Here is an 11,759-nt window from a genome sequence, read left to right as displayed (position 1 = left end):
AAGAAAAGTTTTGTAGTCAAAGCTTTTTGGTGATAACTGAAGAGTTATATCAATAGCAATTCCATATAACATAGCACCTACAATTGCTCTTGGATGACCATGTGTGATTATGCTGTTTGAAAAAATTTCTTTTTTAATTTTACCTATATCACCAAAATTGGCTAGTGCTATAGGTAAGATTCTCATCGCTGCACCATTTGCGCCACTCTCTCTATAGTCTATCGTTGCTTTCCCAGCCTTAAATGTAAAAAAGTTATTATTCCATGTCGCTGATTTTCGTTCTATTTTTCTTGCAGCATTCTTTATAGTTCGTCCTGCACCCCGTGCATATAAAAGCCAACTTGGTAGCTCTATTTTTGAAAAGTAGACCTGATTGACAGTACCATCTTCTTTTATTGATCTAGCAACAGATAGTAGTAATTGCGTATCATCTGAATATGAGCCAGATTTTATATCATCTTCATAGCTGTAAAACCCTCCTCCTACTGTCTTTTTCCAGTCAAAATATTTAGTTATAAAACTAACTCCATATTTTTTTTCTAAATCTTCTGGGGTCTTTTCAAGTTCTGTCACCCACCCTAAAGCATCCCCAATAGCCGCAAGTTTCATGCTTCCTTTATATTTTGTTAGTGCATTCATATGCGTTTATTTGGTAAAAATATTTCTGGGTCAACAATAAAATTGCTTGTATCGAACTCTAACATTGCCGCTTTTGCCTCAGCCAAGTCACCACTTGCTTTAAAGCAAACAGAAACAATACTGGAAGAAGGGATAGTTTTTTTCACTAAAATTTCAGCTTGCATATCTGTGGGGTACTTATCTAAAATATTATTTCTTACAATATCCCTCTTACCATTAAAGCTGCTAAAGCTTAATTCTTCTGCAAAGAGCATTTTAAACTTATCAATGTCTCCTGATATTCTATATTGATTTTTTGCGGCAGTAGATGCAGCATTAGTAACTGAGAATAATGTCTCTGCATCATAAATGTGCTTTGGATTTATTTTCAAAACACACCAATTAATACTCATATCATTGGCTGTTCTATCCATAAATTTAGAGAATAAAAAAGTGTTTGGAGATGAAATAGATAAATTAATATATCTCTTATCATCGTATCTAACATTGTCTGTAAATTGCACGTAATCTAAAATATCATACTGCTCAATATCCAATTTCTCCAACATTGACCTGCTCATTATTTCTTTTTGTTCTAAAATACTATATAGGTTTAGCGTTGGAGTAAAATGAATTAAATATGCAATACTCTTTTTATCTATTTCTGATATGAAACTAGGGTAATTAGGTTTTAAATTCATATTATGCGTCAATACCTTCGCCAAAATGAAAATGCACTCATTTTTATGAATTTTACATCCTATAAGCTATTGATTTATATAGGTGTAAGATTGTCATTTTTGGCTTAAATTAAAATTGGCGAAGGTATTGATGCGTAAGTCCTAAAATGGTACATCATCAAATCTAGTATCTATATTAGGTAGTGGGTTAAATCTGTGTTTTTGCATGAATATCCCTGCCAAATTCCACCTTATTTATTAACAGACCAATCACAATATCATGCATTTTCTCTAACTTAGAGAAGCAGATTGTTCGACGAGTTAATCGTTTTATCCATGCTCTAAAATTCAAGTTTTTACGTTCAATTTTTTGGGTGTTTTTCTTACCTATTTCATGTTTCTCAGCATCGAGATGACGTTCATAAGCGCCCCAGTCATCGGTGTAATAACGACTGATATTTAAAGGCAAAAGTAACGCTTTTAATTCTTTGAAAACAATGTCCTTACGCTTGCCAAAAACATAAGCGAGTACCGTGTTGGTTTTATGATCAACAGCATGCCATAGCCAGCGTTGATTGCTTTTATTTCCTACAAAAGACCACTGTTCATCCATTTCGGCTTCATCACAGCAGACCTGTTCTAGTCTGACTTCCAATGGTTTCCCTTGATCAAAGGTCTGAAAAAGAGGGTTCACTTGAACAAGACTGTTTTCTTTGTTTTTTAAAGTACGAGTCACCGTATTTTTATTGATTTTAAGAACCCTAGCCGTGTCTCGAGTGCCACTACTATTGATAGCCATTTCGACAACGTGTTCTTTGGTTCCAAATTCACATGCTTTATAACAATATTCCAACATGAAGGTGTTGGTTGAGCAAGCTGTGGTCTGGCAACGATATCGCTGCACACCACGATCGCTACTACCTGATTTCATCAGGTTGGAATTAGTACAGTTAGGGCAGGTGATTTCTTGATAATATTTCATGAGGGAATTATGCAATAAATCACTTTCTTATTCTATTGCTCTCATGCTAAACACAGGTTTAACCCACTACCCTATATTGCTCATCGATTCTGAGCTACTTATATCATCTAGCAAGTTACTTCTAATTTCACTTAAATAACGAGAAGGATTTGCACTACCAAGAAGATACAAACTTTTTCTTGCTCTTGTCATACATGTATATAACAACCTTCTTTCTGTTGAAATATGTAGTTCATCCTCGTTACTTATAAATCCAGGAGGAAATGGAATAACATCATCATTTAGATCCATAATAAAAACATTATTAAATTCTAATCCTTTTACTGAACTCATAGTACATATCTTTATACTGTTACTTTCATAGTTCACAGAGCTTGTTGATTTAACAAGCTCTGTAGAATAACCAAGCTCTGATAAAGAAGCGTTTAAATCCTTAACACCAGTATTAGTTCTATGTAAGATAACAGTGCCGTCAATATCATTGTTACTACTAAGCATATGAAGCTCTTTATTTAACCAATTCAATTGCTCACTAGAACTATTAAAATAACCAACCTTTGGTTTACTTCCACCTTTCAGTGCTGTTTTAACTTCAGTGAATTCAGATTTATCATCTTCATGACTCAGTAAGGATAGGGCTGCGTTGGCAATATGCACTGTATTTCGATAATTTTTCTTAAACTCTATAGTTCTTCCGCCACGAACATTTATGCCAACTTCACTCCATACAAAACCACTTTTATAAATCCTTTGAGCTGCATCAGCTATTATTGATAGACTATTTGTCTCAGAGTCAACTATTTTTGAAATAGTAAGAATTTGAGCTTTATTTAAATCTTGTGCTTCATCAATTATGATATGGGTAAATGGTGGTGAGAAAATTAGAGTATTATTAATTTTATTGAGGCATAAAATAGCGTAATCATCAAAATCTACTTTCCCACTATTTTGTAGTTCCGCACTGTATCTATTGTATACCTCCCAAATAACAATCTTATCCTTCCCTGTAATTCGATCCGAAGTACCTCTTCCAATTCTTTTGGCATCAAGGTACTCTTTTTTACCATTAAATAACTTCCCTTTTATCCATGATATTTCTTCTTGAAAAAATTCAGGGCTTTTACCTAAAACATTTGAAGTATCTGAATCCATTTGATGGATTATGCGACTAATAATCTCAATTTGAGTCCTATTCATAATAGTTTTGTTGGGCTCTATCCCTGCAAACCTATAAGCCCAGCTATGAAAATTAACAACCTGAACATTTAGTCCGTCAGATATTTGGGGCGTTATTTCATCACTTGTATTATTATAGCCCCCATTTATATATGGGCTTACAGCCTTTATATAGGCTGCAAGAGTTTTATTAAAAGTAAAAATAATTACTTTTGCTTCTTTAAATAGAGTGCTTTGCGTTTCAAGTAAGTGCTTTGCTCGATAAAGAGCTACTGTAGTCTTTCCGCTACCAGCACCCCCCTTTATTTGTATTGGACTAGTCGCAGGCAAGAAAAGAGCTTTTTTCTGCTCACCTTTCAGCGTTATTTTTTTAAGCATTTCTATTCCTATAGGAGTTACGCATTGACGGCAGATTAAAATTCTGGGTTTAAATGGTTCATATTAGGGATCTGTCGCAATAATTATCAAAAGCACAGACCTCCTGGTCTTCAGGCATAACTATCCTGCTAAAGCTATAAACTGCTTATAAGCAGGAATATTTTCCTCAGACAACTGCCCCTTTCGGATCATATGTGCCGTTTCAATTCCATCAATTGTTGCTTGGGCGGAGTGAAACGCTTTAAAGCACATCATTGGCTTTGTTATTTTTTTGATAAATCGATGATCCTGTTCGATGATGTTATTCAAATATTTAACCTGTAATATGTCGATCATAGTGGCAAACCCAGCGAGAATTAACAAGAGGTTAATATTGGCTAATCCTGCATAGTTAGCGCCACTTTTATCCATAACGACCTTATCAGGAAAGCCATTATTGTTAATCGTTTGTTTGAAAAAGCGTGCAGATAACGTCGGAAAGGGGAATTTATGCGACAGAACCTCATTGTGACACACAATACATCACTTAAATAACTTTGAGAACACCCCTCTAATAACTGGTTTATCTGATGATGTTTCGCTTTGTATCGTATCAATTTTATGTTCAAGTAATGCCATTAATCGAATTTCACGAGCTAGGGAATCTTCTCTCGCTGAAAATCCTGGAAACGGAGCTTTAGCGAAGTGAATATTTTTAGTCCGCGATAGCCGTAGGGCCGTTGTTTTGTCGGAGTCTGAGCGTTAGCGAAGGTGGAGACAAAATAAAAGGCCATCCGACACGGCGTCAAGTCATTTGGAGCCTATGTTCCGACCCCTTGTTGGGTCGGGACGAGGTGACGAGGACGAATCGGGGCCGCCGGAGGCATAAGTGGTCGCGTTAAGTTTTTGCTGCTTGCTTGGGCTGGGATGCCCAAAACAAGCTTTCGCAAAAATAGCGACTCCCCAAGTTATGCGCTCCCCTGCTTCGCTGTTTGTTGCTCTGTTGCTTTGTTAAATAATTGTTCTATGATTTTATTTGTTTTGTCGCTTAAGCTCTTAAAGGGCGTTTCCGTAAAGGATAAGCCCTTATCCATAGCTTGAGAATATGCCGATTTCATGGGAATCCAGCCACGCACCACGGAAAAATTCCAAGCCTCGATACTGGCGCGGGTATTCATGGCCTCTTTATCGCCCTTGTCAGGAACTCTACACACGACAAACACAATAGAGGCTCTATCTATACCCTTATTAGCAAATTCAACGGCCAGTTTTAAAGACGGCTCTAAATCATCCACTGAAATTCCCACGGGTATTATAATCAGGTCACTTTTTTGGGCTATCGGCAAGGCGTGAGTATCAGCAAAGGCTTTGCCGTCCACTATAAGAACATCCGCATTATTCGCGGCTTTTAGTGCGGTTTTAGGCTCTGAATACAAAGAAACATCAATAGAAGGCTCTACCCCGCTCTCTTTGCGCCGCTCCCCCCACAAGAAAGATGTTTATTGTTTCCCCTACATATAATAAAAACATTGAACACAATATAACCAATACTTAAATAAATTACAATACCTTTAATAAATACATTAAAAACAATACATTTATTAATACACACAAAAACACTATAAATATATTTTATATTAAAACAAATACAACCAGTACTTATTGTACTAATAGGTATATATTCCTTTACTTAGCTAGTAGCATGTAGTGATAGATACTACTATCTACGGTTCTGTCGCATAAATACCCCTTCCCGACGTTATCTGCTATCATAATTCTCAATTTCAATAAAAGGTAGATCATATGCTCAGCTTCAAAGGCACTCACTTCCCAAAAGATGTCATTCTTTCGCTGAAAATCATGGAAAAAGTAAGCGTAAGCGATTGCGTTAAACGTCTGTGGGATGCGTATGAGCCCAGGAATACAAACCTGTAAATACTGGGGGAGTCGCTATTCTTGCGAAAGCTTGTCTTTCAGGTTAGCGAACAATATTTGTTGATCATCTTCGTCCGTGGTCAACAGCATTTTCTTTACATCACTTAGGAAGCCTACAAAATCAAGAACATCCCCTTGGCCAGAAGAACAACGGAAGTCTAACGCCCCTACTCCTATTAGGTTTCCAACAAGATCACAATACTCTTGAATATTCCCAATAAAATTATCGAGATCTTTCTTTGATGTTTCGCCAAGTACAAGACCTTTTTTATAGGTGTTTTTATCAGAATGAGCAATAATTCTATTACGTGCTGGACTTAATTTTTTTCCATAATCCGTTATATTTGTTGTCAAAGTAGTAATAGAGTCAATTTGTTTACGCCATTTATCACCATCAAACTGCTCCTCAATTTGAGCATTTATTAGATTAATTGAAATGTTGTTACGAGTTTCTCTGTTTACCCGAGTTGATTTACGATCCACCAAGTTACAAACGCATAGAATCCAGTTTCTAATTAAAATTGAGTTTATTTCCCCAAAAAAAGTTCCTGATATTTTTTCTAACAGATCAAAATTGGCAGGGTCAAACAAATTATGATAAGTATTAAAGTCACTTCTAATATCGATGCAATGCTCACGAAAATAAGTAAAATCTTCTTTTAAGTTTGCTAAGGCGTCTTCATTCATTTTGTATCTCCTTGCTAATTCTGTAGCTCATCAGTGAGGCTATAAGTTTCCCCCAGAATAATTTAACTCTCTTTCTGTTCACTAAGCAACGACGCGTTTTTAGTTGCATATACATATTATAAACCACCGTTTATAATATGTATAACTAAATAAAAAGGTGTGATTATGATTAAGAAAGCTATAGGTTACGTAAGAGTATCAACCTCTGAACAAGGAAGAAGTGGGTTAGGGCTAAAGGTTCAAGAATCGGATATAAAGGAATTCTGTAAAAATGAGGGTATTGAGTTAATCAAGATATTATCCGAAGTGGAAAGCGGAAAAGGGTTTGATGCTTTAGAGAAACGCCCTGTATTATCTCAAGCATTAAATTGCGCTAAAAAGGAATCAGCTTATATCATTGTGAATAAGTTAGACAGACTAGGTCGCGATGTTGCTTTTATATCATCGCTAATGGCAAATAAAACCCCATTCATTGCAGCACAACTTGGAAGAGACGCAGACACCTTTATGCTCCACCTATAATCCCCCAGCAAATCCAGACAAGAAATCAAAGCAATCTTATTCCAAATTAGTTACTATTTGTAAAAAATTGGAGTATTAAAATGAGCAGAAAAAGAACGGTCTACAGTGCTGAATTTAAAAGCAAGTTGGTATTAGAAGTTTTAAAGAATGAAAAAACACTGCAAGAAATTGCCAGTGCAAATAACATCACACCTAAGAACCTACAAAACTGGAAAAAAATATTCTTAGACAATGCAGAAATAGCAATGGAGCCCTCCAAAGCCGTTAAAGATTACAAAGAGGATCTATTAGCAGCTCAAGAACAAAATGAGATGCTCACAAAAATCGTAGGAAAAATGACGGTTGAAAAGGAGTGGCTCGAAAAAAAGCTAAAAAGCTTGGACTCATCTGATAGAAAACAGTTGATTGAGCCCAAGCTTAACACTCTACCTCTAACACAGCAGTGTGCATTATTAGGATTAAATAGAAGCAATCTCTATTACAAAAAAAGAGAGAATAAAAAGAAAGAAGAGATCAAAACTCAGATTAATCACATTTTTAAAGACATCCCTATTTATGGTGCGGCTAAAGTACACCAGCAGTTGCTTGAAGGTGGTTTTAAAGTCAGTTTAAACACGGTGGCGAGTTATCGGCAGCAGATGGGCTTGAAAGCCGTATTAGCGGTAAAACAAGTCAATACAACGATCCCCATAAAAGAACATAAAAAATATACTTATAAGCTTAGAGATCTTGATATATCACACGCTAACCAAGTTTGGAGTACAGATATAACCTATATTAAAACCAAAGAAGGGATGGTTTATTTAGCGGCGATTATTGATTGGCACTCAAAAGCAGTGCTCGCCCATAAAATATCAAACACAATGGATTCTTTTTTAGTTATGGATGTATTAGATGAAGCGCTTTCTCTCTACGGAACACCTGAAATTTTTAATACGGATCAAGGCAGTCAATACACCAGTGAAATTCATACCCAACGACTAAAAAACAAAGGCATTACTATTTCTATGGATGGAAAAGGACGAGCAACGGATAATATTTGTATTGAACGGTTTTGGCGAAGTGCAAAATGTGAGCGTATTTATTTAAATGAATATGGTTCAATTAGAGCGTTAATAGAAGATGTTGATGACTATATTGAGTTTTATAATCATCAACGGTTTCATGAAACCCTGGACTATAAAAAACCAATGAATGTATATAGAGAAAGTATTTTAGCTAATGAACAGCAGAATGAAGCGGCTTAGGAATATGGAATAAGGATTGTTGAAAAATCTGTCTTGACTCTTTGGGGTGCTATAAGAGTCCCCAGAATACTGTTGCTTGTTGCAATAAGCCAACCCTTTATTTTGGAATGGTTTACCGTTTAATCTTTGTTTTCTGTAACAGCTATAACAAACCACATACCACACACCCACAATTAGTCAATCGCTTGTTGGGGGTGGGGTCTAAGCCCCTTAAAGACCCACAAAAACCTTTAATTGGTGTGTACGGTAGGGGTTAGCTGTTAAAATGCCTTAAAAGCGATATAAAACGCCTTAGCGAAGAGCTGGCTCGCCATGTGTACTGTGAGTTATCCTTTTTAGAGTAATCGGATTCAATTGTAAAACACATCAGGCGCGTCCAAGATAGAAAATTCCAGATACGATAAAAAAAAGTTACTTACCCCCCCCTGGGCGAAGAATAAAAACAGGATCATAACCAGGTTTACACAAATACGTATCTTTTGCGACAGAACCAGAAAAGGCCATCTAGCACCTTGTAGACTATGTATTTATCTAGGGTAAAGCTGGCAATCCTAGTTCCTCGAGAAATGTATTATGCGTTTTGGTTGCTGTCAAAACCTTCTCTTCTAAGGATGTTAAATCATTGTGAACTTCTTTTAGGTCGATGATAGGCTCTGGCTTTGCCGTACTAACATAACGTGAAATATTCAGGTTAAAATCATTTTTTTCAATTTCACGCATGTTTACACGGCGAGAATATCTCACTTCTTCAGTTCTGTACTGATAGCATTCGACTATTTTTTTAATATCATTTGGCTCGCCATCTTTACCATCACGTAACCGGTTCTGGCGTTTGCCTTTTTCAAAATGCTCGCTGGCATTAATAAACAATACATCGTCGTATTTTTTGCATTTTTTTAGCACCAAAATACACACAGGAATCCCTGTTGAGAAAAATAGGTTGGCAGGCAAACCAATAACAGTATCAATATGGCCGTCTTTGAGTAGCTTAGTACGAATGCGGCTTTCTGCTCCACCACGAAATAGTACACCGTGAGGCAAAATAATGGCCATTGTGCCTTCGTCACTTAAAAAGCTAAAGCCGTGTAATAAAAAAGCAAAATCAGCAGCCGATTTAGGGGCTAACCCATGGCTCTTAAAGCGAAAATCTTCGCTTAACGACTCATTAGGTTCCCAACGGTAACTAAAAGGAGGATTTGCGGTTCTGTCGCAAAAAATAAAATCACCTTATTACCTACGATTATAAGATTTAATTTGAGCCACAGTAGGTTCACATGCTCAACTGAAAATGGCTCTATTTTTCAAGCCATTACTTTCCTGAATACCCCATGGTAATTGACTTTAACACTATATTATCGTAATTTTAATGATGGGATGAGACTGTTTTTCTCCTGCATGGTGTTTTATCCATTTGCCGCAAAAAAACAAGTTACAGTTGATTTTTACACAAATATTTATTTTTTGCGACAGAACCCTAATAATTCTGAAAATCGTATAAATTAAAGATGCTTACCTAACAATTTACCTTCCCTCACGTTTCAGCTCACTTGGGAGAAAAGCATCAATTTCTTTATCAGAGAAGGTCATATCCTCTAGTTCCTTAAGTGCTGTCTGTGCCATGCTGTAAGCTTTAAAGTTAGTGCTAGGGGCTCCTGTGTATACAGAGTGCAATTCTTCAGCTAAACGGTCTCTTTTACTCAATATTTCTTCGACTGGTAATGCCTGAATATGCAGATCGGTTAGAAGTGATAGGTATGATTCACGGATAATCCATAATTCTGCACCTGCATGGCGATGCTTTTGAGCAATCTCTCCAAGATCGTAATCTTTGGTGTATGAATTTAGTGTAAGCAAAATTGTTGAAATGATTAAGGTTACGAAAACGCCAATTTGCTTATATTCAGCTAAATATTGAAAATCGAATAGAGCTGTAAGTAAGCCGCCTGTCACAACTGCTGATAAAACAATCTGAGCTAATTTAATGTATTTATGACGCGCAAGAAGTAAGTCCGCACATTTTTCGTGCGTTTTATGCGAGTAAACTACTCGGCCATAGCATTCTCTAAGCTGGCCTTCTAACGCTGTCAGCCCCGGACGGGCTGATAGTCTCCAGAAGGCGCAGGGAAATTTGCCAATCCGAAGTGCGCGATAGCGCGCGAGGGAGGCTAAAATTTTATCCCGAATAGCCGTAGAGCCATTTGTGGTAGCCATGACTGAGCTGCTTTGTGCTCAGTCTGTGGCGGACGCAGGGCGGCTGGAGCATCTCCTATTCGCTGCGTAGGTGAACGAATTACGGCGACAGGAGTCCCGGAATTTCGTGAGGTAGCATGGCGCGCCTGATTTTTTTCACTATCAGTCATTTTCATTTCCCTCTGAACCAATTGGAACTTTAATTCTATCCTTGGCAACTACGACTCCATCTTTTACACAGTAACATTCAACTATGTGATCACCTCGGAAACTCGTGGATTCCGTTAGCTCTTCATGTCCAAGATCGGGAACAATTTGCCCTCGAATCATATTTCTCTTACGGGCAACGTCCCCACGATTTAATACCTTCCAATAAATTTGGTATGGCTCGGTAACGGATAATTTAGTCACAGTAAATCTTAAACTTTTATTGACACCTAACTTAAACCTGCTGGATGATTTTTCACTCAGAAAATATTGTCTGAAGCCATTTTTCTTAACTTCACAGTCGATTCTTAAAAACTCTCTTATATCAATATTAAACTTATCTTCAATAAATTCTTCCGTATTGCGCCAAGTATCGGTAAAAGAACGGGACTTTGTTGTTTCCTCTGTTGCGGCAGGAAATGGTCGTCCATAAACCTTTTTCCATTTATCGTTTACGTTTTTATTATTCTCAGCCTCAATAGCTTCTCGGCAGAGCTTGTAGGCTTTTTTCGCTTTTCGTTGAAATGGCTTCTTAACCTTTACATCTTGTCGGCTTCCTGGCGCAGAATATTTAGTTTTTTTTGGTAGTTCAGATAAATATTTAAAAAAATCTCTACTCAACCAGTGATAAAAAGCATAACTCCTCGAATCATAATCGGATGTTGAGTTAAGGAAGTTGTAGGCCAATGTATCAATTAACAATCCTCCCATTGCTACGCCATGCTTATTTTTCCAAGATCTTGCCATTTTACATAAACGACGTAAGTTCAAATCGGCAATAGCAGACATTTCTTCTTTTGGTTTGGTGATTTTCCAGCTACCACCATTGGATGTGTCAGGATATTTAAAACTGTCATCGTCCTGCTCAAATACTGGCTGAACTTCAACATGGAAATTGGTGTAAGTAACCGTTACAACTAATCGATCAACTCGAACTTTGGTGGAAGGGTAACGTTTCAAAATGGCAGTTTTTGTATCTTGAAGTAATTTTAATTGCCCGTCATATTTATTGTAGGTATCCCATTTTGTTTTGGGCATGATATACAGCATATCTAGGTCAGAAATGCCATTAATACCAGTTTTCCTTCCAAAAGAGCCAACCTGTAATGTATTGTCTGTTTTAGATTCGGTATCTCTAAACTTTTTATTTAATGCCGA

At 36.9% G+C, this 11,759-nt stretch carries 13 protein-coding genes and 2 pseudogenes; 3 read left to right on the top strand and 12 right to left on the bottom strand.

Annotation, left to right across the window (positions count from 1 at the left end; genetic code table 11):
• From K6984_RS28770 to K6984_RS28740, 8 genes and pseudogenes are all read right to left on the bottom strand, one after another.
• Positions 1 to 639: ADP-ribosylglycohydrolase family protein (locus K6984_RS28770; protein ID WP_221898440.1), on the bottom strand; the 639-nt coding region annotated here is incomplete at its 3' end.
• Positions 636 to 1,319, bottom strand: a complete 684-nt coding sequence (locus K6984_RS28765; RefSeq protein ID WP_221898439.1) for a DarT ssDNA thymidine ADP-ribosyltransferase family protein — start codon at positions 1,317 to 1,319, stop codon at positions 636 to 638. The genes K6984_RS28770 and K6984_RS28765, both read right to left, overlap by 4 nt.
• Positions 1,320 to 1,506: 187 nt before the next feature.
• A complete protein-coding gene (locus K6984_RS28760) occupies positions 1,507 to 2,280 on the bottom strand; it encodes an IS1 family transposase (RefSeq protein ID WP_221894694.1) in 774 nt (257 codons plus the stop codon).
• 66 nt (positions 2,281 to 2,346) lie between these two features.
• The gene (locus K6984_RS28755; RefSeq protein WP_221898438.1) at positions 2,347 to 3,834 is read right to left on the bottom strand and encodes a UvrD-helicase domain-containing protein; all 1,488 of its coding nucleotides are present in this window, start codon (positions 3,832 to 3,834) and stop codon (positions 2,347 to 2,349) included.
• Between the two features lie 120 nt (positions 3,835 to 3,954).
• Positions 3,955 to 4,308: pseudogene (locus K6984_RS28750) on the bottom strand (DDE-type integrase/transposase/recombinase); the annotation flags it as partial.
• Positions 4,309 to 4,469: 161 nt separating this feature from the next.
• Positions 4,470 to 4,607: a hypothetical protein gene (locus K6984_RS28745; RefSeq protein ID WP_221898436.1), complete on the bottom strand. Its 138-nt coding sequence runs from the start codon at positions 4,605 to 4,607 to the stop codon at positions 4,470 to 4,472.
• Between the two features lie 27 nt (positions 4,608 to 4,634).
• Positions 4,635 to 4,763, bottom strand: coding sequence for a hypothetical protein (locus K6984_RS35400; RefSeq protein WP_263458596.1), 129 nt, complete (start codon positions 4,761 to 4,763; stop codon positions 4,635 to 4,637).
• 18 nt (positions 4,764 to 4,781) lie between these two features.
• Positions 4,782 to 5,192: a dna-binding plasmid partition protein gene (locus K6984_RS28740; RefSeq protein ID WP_221898435.1), complete on the bottom strand. Its 411-nt coding sequence runs from the start codon at positions 5,190 to 5,192 to the stop codon at positions 4,782 to 4,784.
• A gap of 424 nt (positions 5,193 to 5,616) precedes the next feature.
• Between K6984_RS28740 and K6984_RS35395 the strand changes: the two genes are divergently transcribed.
• The gene (locus K6984_RS35395) at positions 5,617 to 5,748 is read left to right on the top strand and encodes a hypothetical protein (protein ID WP_263458914.1); all 132 of its coding nucleotides are present in this window, start codon (positions 5,617 to 5,619) and stop codon (positions 5,746 to 5,748) included.
• A gap of 15 nt (positions 5,749 to 5,763) precedes the next feature.
• Here K6984_RS35395 and K6984_RS28735 read toward each other — a convergent pair whose 3' ends face one another.
• Positions 5,764 to 6,435 (bottom strand): AbiU2 domain-containing protein, encoded by a 672-nt coding sequence (locus tag K6984_RS28735; protein WP_221898434.1) that lies wholly within the window; start codon positions 6,433 to 6,435, stop codon positions 5,764 to 5,766.
• 165 nt (positions 6,436 to 6,600) lie between these two features.
• On the opposite strand from K6984_RS28735, the gene K6984_RS28730 reads away from it, so the two are divergent.
• The gene (locus K6984_RS28730) at positions 6,601 to 6,957 is read left to right on the top strand and encodes a recombinase family protein (RefSeq protein ID WP_230988346.1); all 357 of its coding nucleotides are present in this window, start codon (positions 6,601 to 6,603) and stop codon (positions 6,955 to 6,957) included.
• Positions 6,958 to 7,037: 80 nt separating this feature from the next.
• Entirely contained in the window at positions 7,038 to 8,204 is a 1,167-nt protein-coding gene (locus K6984_RS28725; RefSeq protein ID WP_087870166.1) for an IS3 family transposase, read from the top strand.
• A gap of 531 nt (positions 8,205 to 8,735) precedes the next feature.
• On the opposite strand, the pseudogene K6984_RS28720 reads toward K6984_RS28725, so the two are convergent.
• The 3 genes and pseudogenes from K6984_RS28720 to K6984_RS28710 all read right to left on the bottom strand — a co-directional run.
• A pseudogene (locus tag K6984_RS28720) lies at positions 8,736 to 9,416 on the bottom strand (N-6 DNA methylase); the annotation flags it as partial.
• 309 nt (positions 9,417 to 9,725) lie between these two features.
• Entirely contained in the window at positions 9,726 to 10,415 is a 690-nt protein-coding gene (locus K6984_RS28715) for an SLATT domain-containing protein (RefSeq protein ID WP_221898414.1), read from the bottom strand.
• A gap of 141 nt (positions 10,416 to 10,556) precedes the next feature.
• Positions 10,557 to 11,759 (bottom strand): nucleotide-binding domain-containing protein (locus tag K6984_RS28710; RefSeq protein WP_221898433.1); only part of this gene is annotated, 1,203 nt, incomplete at its 5' end.

It is taken from the genome of Bathymodiolus japonicus methanotrophic gill symbiont (assembly GCF_019721995.1).
Classification (GTDB): Bacteria; Pseudomonadota; Gammaproteobacteria; order Methylococcales; family Methylomonadaceae; genus Methyloprofundus.
Note: the sequence above shows the minus strand (reverse complement) of the source record. Positions and strands in the feature narration are given on the sequence as shown.